This window comes from Mesorhizobium sp. CO1-1-11, assembly GCF_020164995.1.
Lineage (GTDB): Bacteria > Pseudomonadota > Alphaproteobacteria > Rhizobiales > Rhizobiaceae > Mesorhizobium > Mesorhizobium australicum.
Genome location: NZ_JAIUHE010000024.1, coordinates 65,518 through 87,992, shown reverse-complemented (window position 1 = coordinate 87,992; position 22,475 = coordinate 65,518). Strand labels below are relative to the sequence as shown.

At 58.5% G+C, this 22,475-nt stretch carries 21 protein-coding genes; 5 read left to right on the top strand and 16 right to left on the bottom strand.

Annotated features, from left to right (window positions below; genetic code table 11):
• The 4 genes from LB554_RS24965 to LB554_RS24950 form a co-directional block, all read right to left on the bottom strand.
• A partial coding sequence (locus LB554_RS24965) for a LuxR family transcriptional regulator (protein ID WP_224587462.1) occupies positions 1-634 on the bottom strand: 634 nt, incomplete at its 3' end.
• Between the two features lie 482 nt (positions 635-1,116).
• Entirely contained in the window at positions 1,117-1,437 is a 321-nt protein-coding gene (locus tag LB554_RS24960) for an HlyD family efflux transporter periplasmic adaptor subunit (RefSeq protein ID WP_224587461.1), read from the bottom strand.
• 7 nt (positions 1,438-1,444) lie between these two features.
• Positions 1,445-2,491, bottom strand: a complete 1,047-nt coding sequence (locus LB554_RS24955; RefSeq protein ID WP_224587459.1) for a DUF5681 domain-containing protein — start codon at positions 2,489-2,491, stop codon at positions 1,445-1,447.
• A complete protein-coding gene (locus tag LB554_RS24950; protein WP_224587457.1) occupies positions 2,481-3,836 on the bottom strand; it encodes a site-specific DNA-methyltransferase in 1,356 nt (451 codons plus the stop codon). Before LB554_RS24950 ends, LB554_RS24955 begins: the two co-directional genes overlap by 11 nt.
• 195 nt (positions 3,837-4,031) lie before the next feature.
• Between LB554_RS24950 and LB554_RS24945 the strand changes: the two genes are divergently transcribed.
• Positions 4,032-4,514, top strand: coding sequence for a MucR family transcriptional regulator (locus LB554_RS24945; protein WP_224587455.1), 483 nt, complete (start codon positions 4,032-4,034; stop codon positions 4,512-4,514).
• Positions 4,515-4,749: 235 nt separating this feature from the next.
• Here LB554_RS24945 and LB554_RS24940 read toward each other — a convergent pair whose 3' ends face one another.
• Positions 4,750-5,727: a hypothetical protein gene (locus LB554_RS24940; protein ID WP_224587453.1), complete on the bottom strand. Its 978-nt coding sequence runs from the start codon at positions 5,725-5,727 to the stop codon at positions 4,750-4,752.
• A gap of 138 nt (positions 5,728-5,865) precedes the next feature.
• Between LB554_RS24940 and LB554_RS24935 the strand changes: the two genes are divergently transcribed.
• Positions 5,866-6,333, top strand: a complete 468-nt coding sequence (locus LB554_RS24935) for a hypothetical protein (RefSeq protein ID WP_224587451.1) — start codon at positions 5,866-5,868, stop codon at positions 6,331-6,333.
• A 32-nt stretch (positions 6,334-6,365) separates the two neighbouring features.
• Entirely contained in the window at positions 6,366-6,935 is a 570-nt protein-coding gene (locus LB554_RS24930; protein WP_224587449.1) for a hypothetical protein, read from the top strand.
• 128 nt (positions 6,936-7,063) lie between these two features.
• On the opposite strand, the gene LB554_RS24925 is transcribed toward LB554_RS24930, so the two are convergent.
• Both LB554_RS24925 and LB554_RS24920 read right to left on the bottom strand, forming a co-directional pair.
• Positions 7,064-7,720 (bottom strand): hypothetical protein, encoded by a 657-nt coding sequence (locus LB554_RS24925; RefSeq protein ID WP_224587448.1) that lies wholly within the window; start codon positions 7,718-7,720, stop codon positions 7,064-7,066.
• A gap of 115 nt (positions 7,721-7,835) precedes the next feature.
• Entirely contained in the window at positions 7,836-9,233 is a 1,398-nt protein-coding gene (locus LB554_RS24920; RefSeq protein WP_224587446.1) for a hypothetical protein, read from the bottom strand.
• A gap of 271 nt (positions 9,234-9,504) precedes the next feature.
• On the opposite strand from LB554_RS24920, the gene LB554_RS24915 reads away from it, so the two are divergent.
• Positions 9,505-10,014, top strand: coding sequence for a hypothetical protein (locus LB554_RS24915; RefSeq protein WP_224587444.1), 510 nt, complete (start codon positions 9,505-9,507; stop codon positions 10,012-10,014).
• 820 nt (positions 10,015-10,834) lie between these two features.
• On the opposite strand, the gene glyA is transcribed toward LB554_RS24915, so the two are convergent.
• The 5 genes from glyA to LB554_RS24890 form a co-directional block, all read right to left on the bottom strand.
• Complete coding sequence (gene glyA / locus LB554_RS24910; RefSeq protein WP_224587442.1) at positions 10,835-12,097, bottom strand: serine hydroxymethyltransferase; 1,263 nt, start codon at positions 12,095-12,097, stop codon at positions 10,835-10,837.
• Between the two features lie 54 nt (positions 12,098-12,151).
• A complete protein-coding gene (locus LB554_RS24905) occupies positions 12,152-13,111 on the bottom strand; it encodes a 2-hydroxyacid dehydrogenase (protein ID WP_224587440.1) in 960 nt (319 codons plus the stop codon).
• A gap of 10 nt (positions 13,112-13,121) precedes the next feature.
• Positions 13,122-14,327 (bottom strand): aminotransferase class V-fold PLP-dependent enzyme, encoded by a 1,206-nt coding sequence (locus LB554_RS24900; RefSeq protein WP_224587438.1) that lies wholly within the window; start codon positions 14,325-14,327, stop codon positions 13,122-13,124.
• 44 nt (positions 14,328-14,371) lie between these two features.
• A complete protein-coding gene (locus LB554_RS24895) occupies positions 14,372-15,262 on the bottom strand; it encodes a methylenetetrahydrofolate reductase (protein ID WP_224587436.1) in 891 nt (296 codons plus the stop codon).
• A gap of 220 nt (positions 15,263-15,482) precedes the next feature.
• The gene (locus LB554_RS24890; RefSeq protein WP_224587433.1) at positions 15,483-16,742 is read right to left on the bottom strand and encodes an aminomethyltransferase family protein; all 1,260 of its coding nucleotides are present in this window, start codon (positions 16,740-16,742) and stop codon (positions 15,483-15,485) included.
• A 167-nt stretch (positions 16,743-16,909) separates the two neighbouring features.
• Between LB554_RS24890 and LB554_RS24885 the strand changes: the two genes are divergently transcribed.
• The gene (locus LB554_RS24885) at positions 16,910-17,839 is read left to right on the top strand and encodes a helix-turn-helix domain-containing protein (RefSeq protein WP_224587431.1); all 930 of its coding nucleotides are present in this window, start codon (positions 16,910-16,912) and stop codon (positions 17,837-17,839) included.
• Between the two features lie 9 nt (positions 17,840-17,848).
• On the opposite strand, the gene LB554_RS24880 is transcribed toward LB554_RS24885, so the two are convergent.
• From LB554_RS24880 to LB554_RS24865, 4 genes are all read right to left on the bottom strand, one after another.
• Positions 17,849-18,781 carry an ABC transporter permease gene (locus LB554_RS24880; RefSeq protein ID WP_224587430.1) on the bottom strand — a complete coding sequence of 311 codons (933 nt, stop codon included), beginning with the start codon at positions 18,779-18,781 and terminating at the stop codon, positions 17,849-17,851.
• On the bottom strand, positions 18,778-19,848 hold the full coding sequence (locus LB554_RS24875) for an ABC transporter permease (protein WP_224587428.1): 1,071 nt from the start codon (positions 19,846-19,848) through the stop codon (positions 18,778-18,780). Before LB554_RS24875 ends, LB554_RS24880 begins: the two co-directional genes overlap by 4 nt.
• Entirely contained in the window at positions 19,845-21,359 is a 1,515-nt protein-coding gene (locus tag LB554_RS24870) for an ABC transporter ATP-binding protein (RefSeq protein ID WP_224587426.1), read from the bottom strand. Before LB554_RS24870 ends, LB554_RS24875 begins: the two co-directional genes overlap by 4 nt.
• Positions 21,360-21,439: 80 nt before the next feature.
• Positions 21,440-22,471 carry a BMP family protein gene (locus tag LB554_RS24865; RefSeq protein ID WP_224587424.1) on the bottom strand — a complete coding sequence of 344 codons (1,032 nt, stop codon included), beginning with the start codon at positions 22,469-22,471 and terminating at the stop codon, positions 21,440-21,442.
• Positions 22,472-22,475 lie beyond the last annotated feature (4 nt).

The following is a 22,475-nucleotide window of genomic DNA, read 5'->3' as shown; positions in this document are numbered from 1 at the left end:
GCCATTTGACGGTGCGCTCGGTCAGACCAAGGATTTGGGATGTTTCCGACGAGGTCTTGCCCGCCGCCGCCCACAAAAGCACTTCCTTCTCCCGATCTGTCAGCGGACCTTCATCGCCGTCTTCGTCATTTGACAAAGCCTGGATCGACATGCCGGCGTATACCGCCATCGTCACCAACTGCACTTGCTGTCGCGGAGAAAGTGTGCAGCACTTGGCAGAAGACGCAAACGACAGCACGGACTGCCAATGGTGAACGCTGAGCATCGGCACCGCAAAACCGCTCAAGATGCCGAACTCTGTCGCTTCACCCGCGACACGTCGCGAGCCCTCAGTATCGGACCATTTTGCTGGAATATCGGCCCAGAGAAACGGGTTCAGAGTTTTGGCGGAATAAATGCAAACCCCGTCGACTGCAGCATGCTCGGCCTCAATATAGCGTTCGAACCAGCCCGCTGGCCAGCCGTTTAGTTCAACCATCGGTGCTAGCTTCTGGCCACCGAGCGGCACACCGCTCAGGATAAGGTGCTCGAAGCCGAGATTCTTCACGCTTTCGAGAAGGTCGCCAAGCAGCGGCCCCGTCGCTGTGTGCTTTCTACAGCGTTCGACAAAATCGAACACATCTGAATCAATCATGCCGGAGTTCCACATCCAGGCCACTCAAAATAAGTATAACCTCAATTAGGAGTTTCGAATATCCCGTTTATCATGTTTCCTCAAAGTGAGCGTCCGCTTTGACACAGCGACCAGTCACGTTCGTTTTCATTGAAACGCTTGCTTCTGGAGGTGGCTAGGAGCTGCCCGGAGGACTGGCCTATCAATTGCGGTGAACTCAAAGGGACACCGCAACATCTGAACCACGTCAATAGTAGTGGTGCGCTACCGGAAAGCCGGTTCGCCATACGCCAGGCGCGGCAATCGGCCATAGAAAATACTTGGCTCAATCTGATACCGCATAACATGGGTCGTGAACTGGTGAGAAACCCTAGTCTTCCCTGAAAGCCCGTTCGATCTGATCAGGCAGGGGTTTCACCAAATAGGAAGCAGCGTGCGGCTACCAGTCGAAAAGAACGCTTCAACAGGCATGCCGGAGGCTAGAGTAAGCCCTCTCAGTTTTTTCAACTCCGTGCCTGGCAGGCTAACGCGAGCCGTGTAGAAGCGCGCGCCGCCTCGCTCGTCGCGCTGAGATCGGCGGAGATTTCGTTGACGAAGCCGTTCAGTTCCGGCGTCACGCGCTGGTGTAACGCCGGGAGCTTCAGTGCCACGTGCTGAACGAGCGAGAGCTGATCGATATCCTGCGGCGCTATGCGGGTTTCGACGGTCAGATCGTCGGCCGCCGGCGCCCCCAGGATGATCACCTCACCCGGCGAAATGACGCCGCCGATCGTACGGACGGCAAGCTGGTGGACGACACAGGTCTGCGGGCTGCGTATGAGCATGCCTGCGCTATGTACCCGTCGACGGCCCTCCATCATTCAAACGCGAAACCTCTCTCCTCGAAAACTCGCGTGCCGTTTCATCGAAATGACCGTCAGCAATCGCATCGGGGTCTAGATGGCCGTGTCCCACAGCTGCCTGAAGATCGTGCATCAAGGTAAGCTTCTCCACCGCCCAACCGAGGCTGGGAAAGAGCTGCCCGCGCTTGAATTTCTTGCCGAGCTTGCGCCAGGTCGAATATACCTCCTTGAGGAGCCAGCGCTTAGAATGACGCGAGTAGAAATCGACCCGATCGAAGATTGACCACTCAGCGAACCGCAATCTTGGTGGCAAAGCCCGGTTCATGAGCTTTGCAAACTCGATGGCCGCACCCGGTGCATTGCGCGGGTCGTCGTCTGTTGACGGAGGCATGAACCGCTCATCCAGAGCCGCCTGAAGGATGAAGGCATGCCGATGGTCAATCGTGTCCTGCGTCTGCTTGGCGCTTTCCTCGTCGAACGGCCCGATGATGCGTGCGCCGCTCTCGTCGTCGAGGATGATGTCGTCGGGGTGCGGTACTATAATAGGTTCGCTCTCACCTTTTGCCTTTGCTTCGGCAATTAGCTCACGGGCAACCCGTTTGTAGGTCCGCCAATAATCGCGAGGTTCCCTGATCTCTCGAGCGTTGACTTCGTCGGCCGTTCGCAACCAATCCCCCATCAGGCCTTGGGAGCGAGCATTGCCATTTAGGGCGTTGGCATACACCGAGTGTACAAGCGCCGTGCGCGCGGGAACCTGCGTGACCTTGCCACCCTCGCGCATAGCAACCTTTTTGTCGGCTCCTTTGAGCACAGCTTCAAGCATGGGTTGCTCAGCAAGCGACAGATTGGGCGAGGCCTTACGCGGTCGGCCCCTTGGGTTTGGCGAGGGGGCGCCTTTCTTGAAACGCGTGTGTTCTGGCGGACTGCCGTAGCCAGCACCGAAGATGATGCGTTGCGTAATCTCGTTCTGAACATCCTGGTTGGGCTCGGCCGATTTTGCCTTCTTTGAGGCGCCCCTTCCCTTCTCAGCGAACATTGGAACGCCTCCTTTTCGAGACTTGGCCATTGGCGCTGATAGGAGGCACTCCGCGCTGGCTCGCAGCGGTGTCGAAGTCGGCGCCGTTATCGCCCGTCAGCGCTCGTTTGCCCGTGTAGTTTTGCCAGCGTGCAATGATGGTGTCGCAATAGGCTGGATCGTATTCGATCAGTCTTGCCTGCCGTCCGCAGCTCTCCGCGGCGATGAGCGTACTGCCGGAGCCGCCGAATAGATCGAGCACGATCTCGTTGCGCCGCGAGCAGTCCTTGATCGCATCGGCGACCAGCGCGAACGGTTTTACCGTCGGATGCATGGCGAGCTCATCCATGCGGTTGGCGCCGAGGCTGCTGATGCCGGCATAGTCCCAGACGTTGGTCCGATATCGACCCGTGTCGCCAAGGCCAAAACTGTTGGTGTGGGGAGCGATGCCTATCTTGAAGACGAACACCAGCTCATGCTTCGAACGATAGAAGCTGCCCATGCCGCCATTCGACTTATTCCAAACGCAGAGGTTCTTGAGTTCGGTGAATGCCGCCTGCCCTGCATCGAGAAGCTCGCGCATATGGCGCCAATCCATGCAGACAAACGCGATGGCGCCGTCCTTGGAAACGCGAGAGGCATTGGATAGCGTCACCGTCAGAAACTCTGTGAATTCGGCATTGCTCATCTCGCCAGAAGCGAACGCAAACTCGCGGTGTCGGACAGAGCCTAGACCGCCAACATTACCGTCGATGGCAACATTATATGGCGGGTCCGTGAAGATTAGATCGGCCGTCTCGCCGCTCATCAGGCGAGCGACATTGTCGCTCGATCGGGCATCACCGCAATGCAACCGATGACGGCCAAGCAACCAGACATCGCCCTGCCTCGAAACCGGCGCGCTAGGAAGTTCCGGGATCAGATCCGCGACATCATTCGCGGCCGCCGAAGCGTTTCTTGCATGGTCAAGTGTCAGATCGATTTCAGCGAGCGAGAACCCGGTCAACTTGACATCGAAATCAATGTCGATCAGCGCCTGCAGCTCAATCGCCAGGAACTCCGTGTCCCAGCCCGCGTTCAGCGCAAGCTTGTTGTCGGCAACAATATAGGCGCGACGCTCCTCAGCACTGAGATGCGAAAGCCGCAGCGTTGGTACGGCGACAATTCCAAGCTCCTTCGCGGCCATGACCCGCCCGTGGCCTGCGATGATCTCACCGGCGTCACTCACCAGAATCGGATTGGTGAAGCCGAAGCGCGAGATGCTTTCGGCAATTTGTCGGATCTGCTTTTTTGAATGAGTTCGAGCGTTACCGGTATAGGGCCGAAGGGCCGCTACGGGCTGCATTTCGATCGATGGAGAATTCATCTCTAAATATCCGCTTGGCTGATTGCATAGTAGATGCGGAAATGGAGACGAGGGGCAGCGGCAAAAATCAAGGCTTACTGATCAAAATAGCGCCAAAAGGATGATTTTTACTGTATTGCCCGTTTAATACCGATTTAAGAACACCTTGTCGCCACATTTAATGAGTGCAATTGTTGCACTCATTTCAAATCCGCGGTGCAATCCGAATCACTCGTCGATTGCCGAGCGCCAGCCAGAGCAGAAAAAGACGCTCTTCTAGAACTAACCGCAGACATCGTCGCCGCATACGTTCAAAACAATGCAACCCCAGTTGCGGGACTGCCTGACCTCATCTCCAGCGTAAATTCTGCCCTTTCCGCGCTGATCACGCCCATTGCCGCCCCGAAACCTGTACAAACACCAGCGGTAAATCCCAAGAAGTCTGTGTTTCCCGACTACATCATCAGCCTTGAAGACGGTCGCAAATACAAATCGCTGAAGCGTCACTTGGGCGCAACCTACGGTCTCACGCCAGATGCCTATCGAGCAAAATGGGGCCTGGCAAAAGACTACCCCATGGTAGCGCCGAGTTATTCTGCAACGCGATCCGCAATGGCGAAGACGATTGGCCTCGGCCGCAAGGCCGCTGCCGCGCCAGCGAAGCAGGCCCCTGCAAAGCGTAGGCCCAAAGCCAAATAGCGATTGGAGGCCGCAAGGCTCTGCATCCAGAGCAGCAATTTCCTACAGTTGCATCGTCCGGGAAACGGTTCAAAGCGGTGAAGGCATACAAGCCGGCTGGTGCGGTTAACCACCCACGGATGAGTGGATTCCCGACCAAATGGTCAATATTGTCCTTCGGGACGATGCTACCGCGAGACCCCAAATGGGCTGAAAGCATATGCGCTTCGCCCACTTCTCTTGCAGCTATGAAAATTCAGCGCACGACTCGATTTGCCTCAATTGTCACTGCCACGTCGTTCTGGTGATAGAAGTTCTGTAGCGCAGTAAGGGCTGTCAGGAACTCACGCACATCCGCTTCAATCTCTGCGAAATCAGACGTTGGATCGATATGTGCCACTGCTATTTCAACGCCCGCATACCCCTTCGCTCTCGTAGTGCGCCAGTCTCGGTCGATAAGTGCATGCAGCGCGCGCTCCATGCCGATCGAATCGCGCGTCTCGATGCGCATTTCCGCAGTTCCCATCTTAGCCTTGAAGAGGAGCTTGTCCCCTCGTCCCGGCAACGCATAGGGAAGATGGATAATCGAGTCATCATGACCAGCTTTTTCTATCCAAGCCATGCGAAGTTCAGGGAATTCTGCGGACGCGATTTCGTAGACGCTGTGATGGAAAGCCGTCATGCGCATGTCGCGCTTCTTTGAATATCCGGCGCGAGCGTCCGCGATTGCTTCCCGCAAGACATGAATCTTGAATGCATGCCGCGTTCCATCGTGACTCTCGAGCCAGGCGACGATCCATTCGTATGGCAAATATCCGTCGAGAAAATTCGTCTCTTCCGGCAGCAGCGCGTCTACGTATCGTTGCGGTGCGGCAAGAACGACAAGGAACTTGTCCCATAGCCCCTTGGCAACGCCTTCATCGCCTCGCATTCGGTATCGTTCAAACTGCCGCGCCATCCGAAGCGCCCGGATCTTGTTCTCGATCAGGAGGCCGCAGCGGCTCCCTCCATTTTCAAGCACGAGCTCGACGTCGGTTTCCCCTAGCGAACTTTCGTGGACACTTCGCCTCACTGATTTAATCGAGAACGGCTGGTTAATTCCGAGATAGCCAGCAATCGCCGCAATGAATTGCGGTTCAGTGCCCGCCAGTTCGCAAAGGATGAAGTCAGTCATGACCTCTTCGACTCGGTTCAGCGTGCGGCTTTCTGCATAGATGGTGGAGACGTGTTCCATGAGTTGCCCTCCCCCTTTGATCAACGCCACCAGACGGGACGTGATTTATCGAAAATGGAGACGATTAGACAAAATCGTTTGACAGCATAGCTACGTCAATCTATGTGATCTGACGTAAACTGACGAAAGGAAATGTAAATGGCAGAAGCGAGCATAATCATACCTGTCAGCGCCTACAAGGCGTTTGACCCCTCCGTGCAAAGCGCGATCATGACATACATTATCGGCCAGTTCGGGGGCCCACTGCCCGTATCGGGGAGCGGGGCGGTCTTGGAAAGCAGTGACGAAAAGGGGCTGGCGCGGCTCGACGTGCCGGAAGCCAAGCTGTTTCTCAACAATTGTAGTGAAAAGTCCACTTCAATCCTCCAAGAGATCGTCAACCGTAATGGCGATTTCATGGCTTCCGAAATTGCAAACCTGGTGGGAACGTCTATTGGCGAGCTTCGCGGCGCGTGGTCCGGCCTGACCAAACGCGTTCGCACGATATCCAAAAATCCCGAAGCCAAGCTTCTCAACTGGTTCAAGCACGGTGACAGCGATTGGCGCGGCATCATGGCCGCACAAACGGTGGCATCCATGCGCGTGGCGTTGAACGAGCGAGGCTAATCGTCTTTTTCAATTGGTAGAGGATTGAAATCATGGCCAACGAAACAAAATACCGCCGCTTCGTTATCAAGAGCATGAGGGTTTCTGGCGAGTGGAATGCCCGAGCTTTCCGAGCCGAGACTACTGTTGGGGGAAAGCGATCAGGAGCAACAGAACAAGCTGCTATCCTTGCAGTCAAAGAAGAGCTGGACCTGCTGCAGAGCGAGCAGCGCACTCTAAGGATTGGCGGCTATCCTACGGTCAATGAGGTCCGCGCCGCATTTGACGCGATCTCAATAACTAGCGAACAGCAGGCGATGTTAAATGCGCATTGCCAGGCGGTCGACCACATCATGACCGCAACGGAACTTGCCCATGCAGGCGGCTATGACAGTTACGTTTCTGCCAACAGTCAGTACGGCGGATTGGGGCGCAAACTCGCCGAAGAGCTGGAATGGGTGCCGCCCATGAACAAGAAGGGTGTCCCGACCTGGACTTTTGCGCTGGCCACGCGGGCTGACGAAAATGGCTCCCCCTCTCCAGACAGGATGGACGACGAGCATTGGCGATGGAAGCTGCGCCAAGAAGTCGTCGAAGCTTGCGACGCTGACCCCATCCATTGATCCAGGCGTGTCCGGCGTAAGAAGCGGCAATGGCCAGATGAGGCAAGGGCGGCACCTGCAAATCGAAGGTCAAGACCGCCCAACGATTTTCCGTCAGGACTGCATCCGTGACAAGCGGCGCGCTTTGGTCAGCCAAGCAAGCGCTTTACAAGGCCAACTACTCGACTTCTTTCAGATGTAGCCCAACCCTGCGGATGTCTCGTTTCGATTGCGAATTTTCCTTGGGGGCCAGCCAGAAAACGGGTCACGCCGTCGTCGAAGTCCAGCGCTCTGTATTCGTAGCCAAGGCCCGCAAGCAGTGTTCCTGTGTCATCCTCGCAGTATCTTGATGTTGCGAAAAGAATGACGCGGGGAGCCAGAAACTCAACCTCTTCCTGAAGAGCCATCATGTGGGGGGATGAGATGCCTGCCCACCGTTGCGTTGACGGCGGTCTGCTCCCTCCAATCTCATCCATTTTGCAAATGTTTGTCCACGCAATTTGGCGTCGAGTTGGGTCGATCAATTCGAGCATCTGCCAGAAGGCAGATTTATTTATCCGCTCAACCATCCACTTGGTGGACGCCAGAACGCTTGAAGCCTGATCGTGATTGGAGCCGACTAGGCCGCTAAGTGGTCCTGCACTTTTGCCGATATAGAGCAAAGCCGACCTGCCATCAGGATCGTATTCCGGACCGATGCCGGGCGCGAAAACTCCAGACGAAGCCCATCCCGCATCAACCGAGAGGCGATTGCAGTCGGTGAGTTTCTTCCAAGTTCTTTCAGTTATCGGAAGCGTGCGCCCCATGACTCCTCCTAAAGACTTGAGCCACCACAAGTTGGTCCAGATATCGAGATGGCGCCGCCTGACAAGAAGGCCGAAAGCAATCCACAAACGGCCCGACCACTACTTCGGCTCTCCCTCAATGCTCCCCTGAGCCTTGCCGCCAGCGGTCGAGCAGTGTCTGGGTGTGAGTTTCGCGAGCTCCGATCCAAACACGCTCGACCGCCTCGATCTCGCTGCGCAGACAATCGATCTTCGTTTGCAAGGCTTCTTCCAGAAACCCGTTATGTAGACATTGCTCGATCGCCGTAGCGGGGAGGCCCGTGGGGAAATTAAGTTCTCTGCGATTTGGCAGATCCTTTGGGTAAAGATCGCCAATCCGACCGAACATGTGTTCGACCCCGACAAGGGGGGCGTCGGTGGGGCAAGTTTCAAGCTCGTAGCTGCCCCAGATCTCCTCCGCCCGCTCTCCGCCGAGGCTTCTTTGCTCTGTCCCCAGCCAGTATCTGAGATATTCGGGCTTGGCAGCGGTGTAGGACAAATACCAAGCCTCAGAAATCCGATCCGACCGAAGAGGATCAGGATCGAAGGCATCCACAACACCTGGGATACGGGTGTGCAACTCGTATGGACCTTCTGCCAGGGCAATCCGGCATTTCCGGCCATCAATCACGATGGAAGGCCATATCTCTGCCCCGCGGTCGGACAACGGGTAGAAAAGTGGGCGTTTCAGGTCCGGCTCGAAACCGGCATGGATGTAATAGCTTCCGCCAATAGGGGACTCGTCAGGAAATGTGACGCGCGCCACTGGCCTCGATTCCAATACGGCACCCATCTCTCGCGGAGATATCGAAGCAATGGCAAGCCTGATCTCTCGATAGTAGGTGAGCCGGCCAACATGCCGCTCACTCGTTTCGGCGTGATCGCCATCAACCCCCGGCTCGCCAAAGCATACTTCTTCCCTGACCATCAATTCGGATTCATCAATGTCGATCTTTCCCGATCCAATTTGCCCTTCCGGAACGATTGTAAAGGGGTGGGTCACGACGAGGTAGGGCACGCGCAGGAGAGGAATGGACGGAAACGGAAACATTTCCTCGAAGTGGAGAAGGTCTTCAAATACTGGGAAAACGGGGCTCGCGATACGCTGCATGCAGACCGTGTTGGTCGACACAAGTCGTTCGTCGAACATTTCCCATCGGCAATTCACGGATCGGATCCTGCGGAACAGTCCCTCGAGTTTATTCCTTCGCGCCAGATGGCGGCACATCACGTTCAGGAGGAGCGACAGGTTCTCCGCAGGTATATCCGTTTCCTCTTGATCCTCCGTCGCGCGTGCAGGACGCGCATGCCAGATGCTCAGACCGTTCAACAGTTCGATCTGCTTTGCTTCGGGATCATTCTGTTCGAGTTCCGCCAGAACCGCGACGGCTGCCAGATAGGGTTCCAGAGATTTCTGAGGTTCGTGTTTTCCTTTGTACTGCTTTTCGACATCCGGGGTGATTTCGGTAACGCTCTTCGGGAGTGTCCAGCGCATGAGGCGGAATTCCTCTCGCTTCCCATGCGGTTTGACCAACCTGTCGAGAACTTGCCCTTCGAAGTCCGACCGGCTCAGGATGACGCCGTTCCTACGACCTTCCTGCCAACTGCGCCCGAGAAAGAGGGCCGCCTTTAGCCGGTCACCATTTCCAAGACGGATCCCTGCCCCCGTGGTCGCCCGACCCAGGATCCCACGCAGTTTTGTGCGGCTTTCCGCCCACAGGACCTTTTGTCGTTCTTCGCGGTCTTGCCTCATAGCATGCCCCTCAGTGACTCTTCCGATAGCGCTTTCCGGATGCCGATACGTTGAGCGGCAGCACCGTGACGATCTGCGTGTTTTCGTCGCTCCAAATCACGGCAAAGCGGCCAAGCCTGTCGTCTATATTCAATCTGCGTGCGCGATTGCGACTTACACGAAGCAAGCGGCAGTTCCCGCCAATCGGCCGGTCGATGTCGGCGTGCTGCAAGATGGCACAAATGAAGTCATGCCGCACACCGCGAGACTGACAACGACGTTCAGCGTGATTCGACAACATCGGTTTTCTGCCTCCCTCTGGTTTCCGGGAACAGATTACGAGGCATCGAGGCACTTCAAAAAGCCGATTTTCAGTTTTTTGGCGATAGTTTTTCGGTTATTTATTCCTCGAAATTTCGGCATCATTATCGGCATACAAACTTTGAAAAAGGCTGACACCTACTGGCGCCCAATCATGCCGCCTGCGAAGGAGTGGGTCTCGCCGTCCCTGTTTGAATATCGACAATCGCCTCCCACACTATGACCATGCATTTCCGGGTAAGAGCATTTCATTCCCGCGCAAGCTCAACACGAAATCGCTAACGCCCATTCGGGTCCCACAGAACGCCAGCGCATTCCCGGATATCGACAATTCGATCCCAGCTAACGGCAATCGCATCCCACATAACGGCAACGGATTTCCCTGTTAATTCACGGGCAACTGCGAGTTTCCGCTGATATCTGGTCGAACTTCCCTGATGGGCTGGGCAGGGAACCGCCCGATAAGTAGCTGAAATCACTGTACGATATAGATCATCCGCCCGCCAAAGCGCGGCATTTCACGCAAATACCCTGTTTTTTTGCCTGCTATCAGGGAATATCAAACGGAGACTGGTTCGCCCGTGACTGTTCGGTTCATCAATCTTTTCAAATACTTATGGGCCGAACGCCGTACTATTTTGAAGATTGGGCAAGTAATTTTAGTACGGCGGATTTCGCTGACATTGTGATTCGGACGCATCTCCGAAAGGAGAAGATGCCCATGCCCTCTATCGCCGTGTCGTCCTCTACATCCCCGCGATCATTGGTTCTGATGCAGGATCGTCTCGCCGGCGACGAAGCCCCATATCATGTTGGGGCTGAGCGTCATGCCGGCTCCCACAGCGCGCGTGCCGAAAGGATTGGCCATGGCGAACCCTGCCGCGTAGAGGCCGAGAGAGGCTTGTCGACAAGCTTTCGGGCTTTGCATTCGAACTTAGATGATATTGGCGGTTTGTTGCCGATAGCGATATGGTGACGAACCTCGTTGTAGTCGGTACGCTTTTGGCGTCGGTCAGCTGACAAAGTGCGCGTTCGGCGAGTATTTACATCCCGTAGATGGGGTATTTGCGGCACAGCTTGCCCACCAAACTGCGGACAATATCTTCCCGCTCTGACGCGACCCGCGCCCCGATAGCCTCGATAACGTCAGCGATCATGGCGCCCACCTCAGCGAAATCTGCCTCATTCAAACCTCGTGTCGTCCCCGCCGGGGTTCCAAGACGTATGCCGGAGGTGACTGCCGGCGGTGCTGGATCGAACGGAATGCCGTTCTTGTTGCACGTCAATCCTGCTCGCCCGAGCGCCTCTTCGGCTTCTTTTCCAGTAATGCCCTTAGCTCGCACATCGACCAGCATCAGGTGGGTGTCGGTGCCACCGGACACGATGTTGAAGCCCCTTTCGACAAGCGTTGAGGCGAGCACCCCGGCGTTGGCCACCACCTGCGTCGCATAGTCCCTGAATTCCGGCTGAAGCGCTTCGCCAAAGGCGACGGCCTTGGCGGCAATGACATGCATGAGCGGACCACCCTGCAGGCCGGGGAAAACAGCGCTATTCAGCTTCTTTGCCAGATCGGCATCGCGCGACAGGATCATGCCGCCTCGCGGACCACGCAATGTCTTGTGCGTGGTGGTGGTGACGATGTCCGCGACCGGCACGGGATTGGGATGAACGCCGCCGGCGACAAGTCCAGCAAAATGGGCCATGTCCACCATCATCAGCGCTCCCACCGCATCGGCAATCTTGCGGATACGTTCGAAATCAATGATGCGCGAATAGGCGGAGCCGCCGGCGATGATAAGCTTCGGCCGGTGTTCGTGCGCCTTTGCCTCCATCTCATCATAGTCGAGCAGGGAGTCCTCCCTTCGGACGCCATAAGGTACCGCATTGAACCATTTGCCCGACATGGTCGGCTTGGCGCCATGCGTAAGGTGCCCACCCGCGGCCAGCGACAAGCCCATGAAGGTGTCGCCTGGCTGTAGCAGGGCAAACATCACCGCGCCGTTGGCCTGAGCTCCGGAATGCGGCTGCACATTGACGTAGGCAGCACCAAATAGCTGTTTTGCCCGATCAATCGCCGCAGCCTCCGCCAAATCGACATACTGGCAGCCGCCATAGTAACGATGGCCCGGATAGCCTTCCGCGTACTTGTTGGTCATTACCGATCCTTGCGCCTCAAGCACGGCCGGCGAGACAATATTCTCCGACGCTATCAGCTCGATTTCGAATTGCTGTCGATGCAACTCGCGTTCGATGGCTTCGGAGATGACGGGATCGCCGTTGAGACTCTTTTGAAAGAACCCGGACATGTTGTTACACTTTCGCTGACTAGATCGATAAGGGAGCGGGCATGAGGTTGCGCGTCATGCGACGCGATCGGGCGGCTGCCGGCCTTCGAAGAACGTGGTGATGTTTTCGATCACCTTCATGCCCATGGCGATGCGGGTTTCGTTGGTGGCGCTGCCCAGGTGCGGCAGGATCACAACGTCGTCGCGCTCGCGCAGGGCCATGGGAACCTGTGGTTCGAATTTGAAGACGTCGAGACCAGCCCCCGCAAGCTGACGGGCATCCAAAGCTTCGATCAGAGCTACTTCATCAACGACGTCGCCACGGGCTGTGTTTATGAGAAAGGCCTCCGGTCTCATCCGGGCAAGGCGCTCGGCGTTGATGAGATGCACGTTCTCGCCACCACCGGGGCAGTGCAATGAAACGAAGTCGGCAACCGCCAACACATCGTCGACGGTGCCGAGCTGTCGGGCACGAAAATCCAGACCCGTCACCGCGAACTGGTCGAAGAAGACGACATCCATGCCGAAGCCAAAATGGCAGCGCCGTGCCACCGCCTGGCCGATACGTCCCATGCCGACGATACCAATGGTCTTGCCGGTGACATGCGTTCCGCAAAGATGCGTCGGGCGCCAGCCGCTCCATTTTCCGGAGCGCAATTCACGCTCGCCTTCGCCGGCCCTGCGCGCGCACATCAACAGCAGCGTGAGTGCGAGATCGGCTGTTGCGTCAGTCAGCACGCCGGGCGTGTTGGTCACCACGATGCCCGCCGCCGCCGCCGCCGCGATGTCGATATGGTTGTATCCCACACCGAAATTGCCGAGAATCCCGGCCTTGATACCGCCTTCGAACAGCCTCGCGCCCAGTCTGTCCGAGACTGTTGGCAGGACCGCGTCGGCGCCGGCGAGCGCGGCGCTCAGTTCGTCCTGCTCGAGTGGAATGTCGTCCCGATTGAATGTCGCATCGAATGCGTCGGCAAGCCGCGCCTCGACCTCAAGCGGCCAACGACGGGTGACGATCACCTTTGGCTTCTTCATCGCCTCGCCCTCATGCCGCGCAGGTGCGAGCCAACTGATCCGGCGCTGCCTCGCGAGACCGGTACCAGTCCTGCGCGGCTGCAACGCCCGAGCCCAACTCGACCCTCGCACCCGCGTCATGCAATGACATCTCCGCCGCCGCCAGCGCGCCAAGACACATGACTTCGTTGAGATCGCCGAGATGGCCGATGCGGAACACCTTGCCGGCCAGCCGGCTAAGGCCAGCGCCAAACGAGGTCCGGTACCTGTTGTAGCCCGTGGCGATCACCTTTCGGGCGTCCACGTCGCTTGGGACCACGATGGCCGAAACGGTGTCGGACCACCACTTTTCTTCCCGCGCGCAAAGGCCCAGCCCCCATGCATGGATGCCGCGTCGAACGCCCTCGGCAAGCTTGCTGTGACGCGCGAACACATTGTCCAAGCCCTCCTCAAACAGCAGATCGAGGGACGCGCGCATTCCAAGGAGCAGCTGGGTCGGAGGCGTGTAGGGAAAATAGCCGGTAACGCTCGCCGCCTTCATATCTTCGAAACTGAAATAACAGCGGGGCATGCGCGAGTTCTTGTGGGCCTCCATCGCCTTTTCGCTTACCGCGAGAATACCCAGGCCCGCCGGCAGCATCAGCCCCTTCTGGGATCCGGTGATGGCGAGGTCGACGCCCCATTCGTCCATGAGGAAATCGATGGAGCCTATCGAACTGACGCCGTCGACGAGCAGGAGAGCATCATGCTTGGCTGCATCGAGAGCGCGTCGCACGCCGGCGATGTCGGACGTTACACCCGTGGCCGTTTCGTTGTGTGTGGCGAACACAGCCTTGATCTTGCGATGGGTATCGCGGCCAAGGTGCTGCTCGTAGATTTCCAGAGGCACGCCCTCGCCCCACTCGACATCGATGCACTCCACCTCGAGCCCGAGCCGCTGCGCCATATCCACCCAGAGATGAGAGAATTGCCCAAACCGCGACATGAGGACCTTGTCGCCGGGGTCCAACGTGTTTGAAATCGCCGCTTCCCAGCTGCCCGTGCCGGAACCGGGAAACATGAGAACGGTCGCCGTATCGGTCTTGAATAGCCTCTTGAGGTCGGCAAACAGCGGCAGCGTCAGCGTCGGGAAATCCGGCGCCCGCATGTCCTGCATCGGCACGTTCATCGCGCGACGAACTGCGTCGGGAATATTGGTGGGCCCGGGTACGAAGAGATGGGTGGTTCCGTTATTCATGACATTGGTCCTCCATGGCAATTGGTTCTATGCCGGGCAGCCGCTTATCCAGCCGCGCGACCAAGCCGGATGTGGCGGTAGTCGCTCAACCAGGCGAGCGACTTCTCCCAGCCCCCAAACGGAAAGAAATGCGCGAAAAGTTGCGGATGCCCGGCCGGATAACGGGTTTCGATGGCTTCGATCAGGTCGCCAGGGTTCTTGTCGGCGAGAACGTTGAAAAGCCCACCTCCGGAACGACGTAGTGCCGCCAGCGAAGGCCCCACCCCGCACAGCATCGCGAATTTGAGCAGCTTAGTCAGCGACGTCACGCCCGCCAGGCCAAGATGGATCGGCAGGCTAGGATGCGCGCGCTGCACATCCATGGCCCAATCGGCGATCATCCTGCCGTCGAAGGCGAACTGAGAGACAAGACGTGGCGCCAGTTCTCGCTCAAGGCAGATAGCTACCTTGCGCTGCAGTGCATCGGCTAGCGCATCCTGCGCAATCGCTGGATGACCTTCGGGATAGCCGCCGATAAAGGCCGTTCCGATGGTACTGGCCGCAAGCACGGGGTGGATGAGCAGATCGGCCGCCTCCAAAAATGGGCCGGTGGAGAACAAAGGATTGCCACCGACAAACAGCGCGTCGGAAACGCCGTTGCGACTGTGCGCCTCAACGAGATCAGCAAAATCCCGTGCCGTTTCGAAGTGTCTGGCGCCAAGATGCGGCACCGGAATGAAGCCGGCTGCCTTCAGTCGCCGCGCTGCCTCGACCTGAACAGCAACGGGCTTGCCAGCAAGGTGAGTCAGGAAAACTCGTGATCCGGGCGGAAAAACATCTGGCAATGGATTGAACCCCGCTGCTTGGGCGGGAGCGAGTTCGATGGAGACGCCTCGGTCGATAAGGCCCAATTCGGGGGCTCGACTGGGCGCAAGATTGTGCTTCAGTTCGGGCATGGCTTGCTCCAGGCAACAGAGGGCCGTACGCTGGCTGCAATCGGGCGACCGGCGTCTTGATTTCGCGGTGATGATCGTTCGGTCGGTGCGAAGTACCCGACCCAGCATGCCTGGGGCGGGGGTTATTGATCCCCCACCTGAGGCGATGCGGAACGATCCCGGACGAGCCGTGATGAGTGGCAATGACGCTCGAACCCGGACGATGTCTGCTCGTCAGGCGTCAGCCTTTGGAACGCCTGATCTCGACGAAAGGAAGCGATACGACGGTAGCGCCAACCAGACCAAGGCTGGCTCCTTCATCGTCCTTCAGTTCCACCTCGATTGTGGAACCTGGCGATGAAAGCTCCTCGGGAAGGAAACCGAAGCTGATCGCCTGCCGCAGCGTCGGACTGTAGGCAAGGCTTGAAGCACGGCCAACCGGTTGCCCTTCCTTGAAGGCTCGCATCGACCCCCAGAACACCCGGGACAGCGCCGTCCCGTAGGCACTCTTTTCAGCCGCCGCGCTGACGATTTCCATTGCGTCATAGCGAAGGCCAACGAAGCGCCGTTTCGGCTCGGCCGAAGCTTCGGCCGCCTTGAGAGCATCCCGCCCGACAAAGTCGTGGTCGAGATCGACCAATCGTCCAAGGCCAGCTTCAAAGGGCGTTATTTGCAGATCGTCAACGACCTCGACGCGAGCCGTACGAGGGTCGGGGCCAGCTCCATTGTAATCCGCTGACACCAGGATAAGACCCGCTTCGATGCGCGCCACGTCGATGGCGTACTCTCCCACACAGGTCACCCCAAACACCTGCCCGGCTGACTGAAGATGTCGCCAGACGGCGGCACCGCCCTTTCTCGGCACCCACAGCTCGAAGCCGCGTTCCCCGGTGAAGCCTTGTCGCGCCACGAAGAGATCGACGCCCGCGATGGTGGCGCGGCCAATCTGGGAAAACTTCAGGCCTGACCAATCGTGTCCGGTCGCGGCCTGCATGAGGTCGAATGACCTCGGACCTTGCAACGACAGAATTCCGTAATCGTCGGATGCGTTGCGGATTTCGACATCAAGGCCGACAGCCTGGCTGGCAAACCACGCATGGCTCGTCTCGCCCGAAACGACGAACCTGCCCTGCGTCAGCCTGAAGACCAGCCCGTCACCGACGATGAAGCCGTCTTCGTTGCACCATGGCGTATACATTACATGGTCGACCTCAAGCCGGCGCATGTCGCGGGTCATTAGCCGATCGATCAACTGGTGGGCGTCGGTGCCGCGAATTTCCATCTTCGGCAGCGGCGACATGTCGATCATGGCAACCGCATTGCGGATCGCAGCGAGCTCTCGCGGCATGCTCGTATAGACGTCCGGGACAATATATTTATCCCATGTGTACCACCACGTGGTCCGAACCTCGCCGCTGGTCGCCTCATGAAATGGCGTCCCCTCGCACGCGGGCATGGTTTCGGCGGGGCCTCCGGTCGCCAGGCTGATGTTGTCCAGCATCGTCACAATCCTCGTTCAGTTGAGTTCGCCCACTCTCCTGCGTCCAGCATGCGAGTAGAATGCCGCTCCGGCTCCAATCCATATCCAAAATGAAGATCGGGGTGGACTTTATCCAATGCGATGTGCAACCATGTTTGTTCAATTAGAGATATCGCATATAAATTGACGTGCGCGCCACAATCCGGTTTTCCGGATTGGCGCATCGCGCCCGCCAAAAAATCGCGGCCGATTTTCAAGCCGACCCGGTTCGACCAAAGGATGTCATGGAAACCATAGTAGACGCGGATCACGGCTTCGCATTCGGCGAGATCGTCTATTCCCGGGGAGGCATCTATGGTCCTTTGACCAACAGATATGTCAGCCTGATCTTCGTCTACGAAGGACTGGTCAAGGTCACCTGCGACAACGAAACCGCCAGCCTGGCTGGCGGGCAAGCGGCCTTTTTCAAGAACGACAATCTGTTCCTGATAGAGATGGAGCGGGATATCCGACACCGTGTCGGATGGTGCGAGGGAGTTCCCGGCAGATTTTGGGAATCCGGGGCTTCGCCACTTGATGGCGCGAGCCCTGTGATCACCTTTTCTGAACGGCTGAACGCGCTTCAGCGCATTGGCGTCGACCTGGGTTTCTCATCGACCACCGGATTGAACCAGGTGCGGAACGCGGTTGGGCACGCCCTATACACGGCGTTCGTCCACGAAGCGCGGATCAATGAACGGGATCGGTTTGTTCCCAAGCCTGTCCAGCGTGCGAAGAAGCACATCGATGAGAATATCGAGAGAGAGATAACCATCGGCCAGCTGGCTTCGATCGCCAACCTGACACCACAGCATTTGATATCTTCCTTCAGCAAGCACCTGGGCCTCACACCCATGCGGTATCTCTGGCGAATCCGGGCCAATCGTGGTCGGGCGCTGCTGTTGCAGAGCGGGCTTTCGGTGTCTGAAATCGCCTATCAATGCGGATACAAGAACCCGTTCCATTTCTCGCGGCATATCCGGCAGAACTTCGGCATGACCCCCACCGAGGTTCGCGCGAACAAGGGCTACCGTCCGCCCAGCGACGTGTTGGAGGATCCAAGCGACTCGGCATTCTGAGATTGCGCTCTACCCCCTCTTGTAGGGTATGCCGAGCCGCGCCGGCTGGCCGCTGCGGAAGCGGACGCCCATGAGAAGCACGATGGAGGCCAGGTAAGGCAGCGCCAGGAGCAGCTGGTGCGGCACCTGCGCGCCCACCACCTGCAGATGGGTGGCAAGCGACTCAAGGAAGGCGAAGGCCGTGACGGCGATCAGCACGCCCTTGGGTTTCCAGTTGCCGGCAATCAGGGCCACGACCACGATCCAGCCGCGTCCCGCGGTGAAGTCGGCGAGGAAGCGGTCGGAGAAGCCGAGCATGAGAAAGCCGCCACCGAGCCCGGTCAGGGCACTGCCCAGCATCACGGCGGCGAATTGGCGGGCCGTCACGCTCAGCCCCTTGACGTCCAGAGCCTTGGGGTTCTCGCCAAGGCAGCGCAGTTCGAGACCGTAGCGGGTGCGGTAGAGCAGGAACCAAACCACCGCCACGAACAGCAGCGCGACATAGGTCAGCACGCGTTGCGAGAACAACACCGGCCCGATGACCGGAATGTCGGAGAGCAGCGGAATGGCGACATCCTGGAAACCGGAGAAAGTCGGCTGGGCCTGGCCCTGGATATAGCTTTGGAACCAGTAGAGCGTGAGCCCGCCCGCAAGCAGGTTGAGCCCGAGGCCGGCGATGAAATGGTCAACGCGCAAGGTTGCGGTCATGAAGGCGATGATCGCCCCCATCAGAGCGCCGGCGACGATGGCCGCGACAACCGCGAGCCATAGCGAACCGGTCGCCGTCGCGGCGATATAGGCGACAAAAGCACCGGTCAGCATGGTGCCTTCGACACCCATATTCCAGATGCCGGCGCGCTGGGTAATGAGTTCGCCCATCGCCGAAAACAGGAGCGGCGTCATGATGCGGATGGTTGAGGCAAGGATGCTGACGATGATCGCTTCCTGGAACAGCTGGTTCATTGGACCGCAACCTTCACAACGACACGGTAACGCGCCAGCACACCGGCACAGAGGAAGAAGAACAGGGTGATGCCCTGGATGGCGGGGACGAGCGCCGCGGGCACGTCGCCAAGCACGCGCATATAGACGGCGCCACTGGCGAGCCCTCCGAAGAACAGCCCCGCCATGACGGTGCCGAGCGGTCGCAAGCCGCCGATCATGCCGACGATGATGCCGGCATAACCAAGGCCGACAAGATTGTCGGCGCGCAGCCTGTGCGCCACACCGAATAGCTCGACGGCACCCGCAAGCGCGGCGAGCGCCCCGCTTGCCATCAGGATGATGGTGACCGTGCGGCCGATGTTGACGCCCTTGTGGCGCAGCGCCTCTGGATTGTAGCCAAGACCGCGGATCTCGTAGCCAAGCGGCGTCCGTGACAGCACCATCGAACAAATGGCCGCAGCGAGGAATGGCAACAGCACGCCGGCATGCAACCTACTGCTGCCGAACAATGCGGGCAGGAAGGCTTCGCTAGGCAAGGTAGGCGACTGTTGGTAGGAAATCGTGCCGCCGCTTTCACCCCAAGGGCCGCCCTGCAACATCCAGGACAGCAGGTAGACGATGAGATAATTGAGCATCACCGTCGAGATGATCTCGTTGACGCCGAAACGGTTCTTGAGCACCGCGGCGAGCCAGCCAAGCGCCACGCCGGCGACCATGCCGAAAACCAGAACGCCCGGAAAAAATACCACGGCTGGCAAGCCGGCGAGCACCTGCGCGCCGAAATAGCCGCCCATGGCGCCGGCAAACACCTGGCCTTCCTGACCGATGCTCCAAAGCTGGGCGCGGAACGCAATGACCGTGGCAAGCCCGGTGAGGATAATCGGTGTCGCTTTGACCAGCGTTGTCGCGATCGCCTTGGGCGAGCCGACGGCGCCTTGCACGAGAGCTGAAAAAACCTGGCCGACATTGGCGCCGGTCGAGGCGAGCAGCAGCGCGGACACGGCAAGACCGGCGGCAATGGCCATGGCGAAGGACGCGGCCGTCCACAGGCCGTCGCGCTCGGTTCTCGGTTCGAAGCGGATCATTGGATTGCCCCTTCCCTGCGTCCGGTCATCATGGCACCGACTTCCGAGACCGTTGTTTTCCTGGGGTCGACGATGCCCATGATCTCGCCCTTGAACATCACCGCTATGCGGTCGGCGAGGCCGAACAGATCGCTCAACTCCTCCGAGGCGAGGACGATGGCAAAACCTTCGGCGCGCTTCCTGAGCAGCTGCGACTGGACATATTCGATGACGCCGACGTCGAGACCACGCGTCGGCTGGTTGGCCAGCATCAGGCCGGAAGCATGCAGGAATTCGCGGGCGATGATGATCTTCTGCGCATTCCCGCCCGACAGCTTTCCGGCGGCGACCTTTTCGTCGCGGGTCGCGATCTGGTATTCGGCGATCATTTGCCGCGACAGTTCGGTGATGGCCTTGCCATTGATCAGTGGGCCGCTGCGATACTTCGGGCTGCGCTGCCAGCCGAGCACCAGGTTTTCGGCGACGCTGAACTCAGGCACTAGGCCCTCGCGGAAGCGATCATCCGGAATGTGGCCGACGCCGCGATCCATAAGGCAACGCGGCGTCAGCCCGGCGACATCCTCGCCTTTGAGTCGGATCGTGCCGGCCGCGGGCTTGCGTACCCCGCACAGCACCTCGAACAACTCCTTCTGGCCATTGCCGGCGACACCGGCGATGCCGAGGATTTCGTAAGCCGCGACCGAGAAGGAAACATCCTTGAGCACCGCGTCGCCCCAGTGGCCAAGCGCGTTTAGCTTTTCGACGGAAACCACCGTCTCGCCTGGCTTCAGCTCCGGCTTGGTGATTGTGAACGACAGGTCGCGGCCAACCATCAGCCGGGCGAGTTCGTCCGGAGACGTGTCGGCGGTATCGAGCGTTGCCACGACCTTTCCCTTGCGCAGCACCGTGACACGGTTCGACTGCATCACCTCGACCAGCTTGTGGGTGATGAGGATGATAGACAGGCCGCGAGCGCACATCTTTCCCATGATCTCAAAGAGAATGCGCGACTCGCCCGGTGTCAGCACCGCCGTGGGTTCGTCGAGGATGAGTATCTGGGCGTCGAGATAAAGCGCCTTCAATATCTCTACCCATTGCTGGCGGCCCACCGGCAATTCCCAGACATAGGCATCGAGATCCATTTCAATGCCGTACCCATCGCAGATGCCCTTGAGCTTCTGCCTGGCCTCGGCCGCATTGAGCCGCCAGCCCGAGCGCTGCGTACCGACGATGATGTTCTCCAGCACGGTGAACTCAGGCACTACCACGAAATGCTGGTGGACCATGCCGATGCCAAGGCGGATCGCGTCGATCGGCGAGCCGATATGAACCTGTTCATCGCGGACGAATATCTGCCCCTCGTCAGGGCGGTACAAACCGAAGATGCACGACGAAAGCGTCGATTTCCCGGCTCCATTTTCGCCAAACAGGCAATGGATCTCACCGGGGCGGAGGTCAAAGTCGACATCGTCGTTGGCGGGAACGCCGGCGAAACGCTTGGTCAGGCCTTCGACACGCAGGGCAGTGGACATGGCAGGCACCGGAAAGCTGGAGACATAAGCAGCGGCCGCGACGACCTCAGCGGCACGTCGCGGCCGGCGATCCATGGGGATCAGTGTGCCTTTGGATCCGACACGTCGAGCGGTACTTCGAAGGTCCCAGCCATGATCTTGGCCTTCAGTTCTTCAACCTCGGCGCGGACGTTCTCCGGCAGCTTCGCCTCGAGTTCGTGATAGGGCGCCGTGGTCGAGCCGCCCTCCTTCATCGAGAACCAATGCTTCTCGGTATTGCCGGCGTAAGGCTTTCCGTCGGCCATGTGAGCCCACCACGCATCGATGATCAGGTTGATGTCTGGATCCCATAGCGAGACGGTGCTGGAAAGGACCGTCGATGGCGAGAACGAATGCTGGTCCTGGAAATTGCCAAAGCACAGGATCTTGGTTTCTTCACAAGGCTTGAAGGTGCCGGTCAGCTGAAAGATCAGATCGGCGCCGGTGGCGATCTGGGCCGATGTAAATTCCGAAGACTTGGCCGGATCGTACCAGGATTCGATGAAGGCGACGGTTTTCTCGATCTTCGGGTTTGCCGCCTTGGCGCCGGTGAAAAAGGCGTTGATTTCGTCATTCACATCGTCGGCCACAAAGGTGCCTACGGAGCCGAGCTTATTGGACTTGGTCATCTTGCCGGCGATGAAACCGAGAAGATAGGCAGGCTCGTGCACGCGTTTGTAGATCCAGTACTGGTTACCGCCGAGGCCCTCATTGCCTGAGCCGACGACGACAAACAGGATGTTGGGGAACTCGTCCTTGAGCTTCTTCACCTGGTCTGAATAAGAGCTGTTGGCCCAGATGATGTCATACTGGCCACTTTCGGCGAACAGCCGCATCGCATCGCCGGCGTCGTCGCCCCACAGCGGGTCGGTGTATTTCCAGGTGATGTCGAGGCCGTGCGGCTTCTTTGCCTTCACCCGTCCCAAGGCCTCGATCAGCGTGCCGTCCCAGCCGCTTTCAATTCCGGCGGACAGGATGACGGCAATACGAAGCTTGTCCGGCTCGGTTGCCTGCAATTTCGCGGGATTCATGGCGGCGAGTGCAATGACGAGCGCTATCAGCGTCGCCAGTCTTCGGATGAAGGTCGTAAACATACGA

Bases quoted from the DNA above. Each gene is read 5' to 3' on its own strand.
- LB554_RS24960 (WP_224587461.1), bottom strand. From the start codon at position 1,437: ATGCTCATACGCAGCCCGCAGACCTGTGTCGTCCACCAGCTTGCCGTC.
- LB554_RS24955 (WP_224587459.1), bottom strand. From the start codon at position 2,491: ATGTTCGCTGAGAAGGGAAGGGGCGCCTCAAAGAAGGCAAAATCGGCC.
- LB554_RS24950 (WP_224587457.1), bottom strand. From the start codon at position 3,836: ATGAATTCTCCATCGATCGAAATGCAGCCCGTAGCGGCCCTTCGGCCC.
- LB554_RS24940 (WP_224587453.1), bottom strand. From the start codon at position 5,727: ATGGAACACGTCTCCACCATCTATGCAGAAAGCCGCACGCTGAACCGA.
- LB554_RS24935 (WP_224587451.1), top strand. From the start codon at position 5,866: ATGGCAGAAGCGAGCATAATCATACCTGTCAGCGCCTACAAGGCGTTT.
- LB554_RS24930 (WP_224587449.1), top strand. From the start codon at position 6,366: ATGGCCAACGAAACAAAATACCGCCGCTTCGTTATCAAGAGCATGAGG.
- LB554_RS24925 (WP_224587448.1), bottom strand. From the start codon at position 7,720: ATGGGGCGCACGCTTCCGATAACTGAAAGAACTTGGAAGAAACTCACC.
- LB554_RS24920 (WP_224587446.1), bottom strand. From the start codon at position 9,233: ATGCGCTGGACACTCCCGAAGAGCGTTACCGAAATCACCCCGGATGTC.
- glyA (WP_224587442.1), bottom strand. From the start codon at position 12,097: ATGTCCGGGTTCTTTCAAAAGAGTCTCAACGGCGATCCCGTCATCTCC.
- LB554_RS24905 (WP_224587440.1), bottom strand. From the start codon at position 13,111: ATGAAGAAGCCAAAGGTGATCGTCACCCGTCGTTGGCCGCTTGAGGTC.
- LB554_RS24900 (WP_224587438.1), bottom strand. From the start codon at position 14,327: ATGAATAACGGAACCACCCATCTCTTCGTACCCGGGCCCACCAATATT.
- LB554_RS24895 (WP_224587436.1), bottom strand. From the start codon at position 15,262: ATGCCCGAACTGAAGCACAATCTTGCGCCCAGTCGAGCCCCCGAATTG.
- LB554_RS24890 (WP_224587433.1), bottom strand. From the start codon at position 16,742: ATGCTGGACAACATCAGCCTGGCGACCGGAGGCCCCGCCGAAACCATG.
- LB554_RS24880 (WP_224587430.1), bottom strand. From the start codon at position 18,781: ATGAACCAGCTGTTCCAGGAAGCGATCATCGTCAGCATCCTTGCCTCA.
- LB554_RS24875 (WP_224587428.1), bottom strand. From the start codon at position 19,848: ATGATCCGCTTCGAACCGAGAACCGAGCGCGACGGCCTGTGGACGGCC.
- LB554_RS24870 (WP_224587426.1), bottom strand. From the start codon at position 21,359: ATGTCCACTGCCCTGCGTGTCGAAGGCCTGACCAAGCGTTTCGCCGGC.
- LB554_RS24865 (WP_224587424.1), bottom strand. From the start codon at position 22,471: ATGTTTACGACCTTCATCCGAAGACTGGCGACGCTGATAGCGCTCGTC.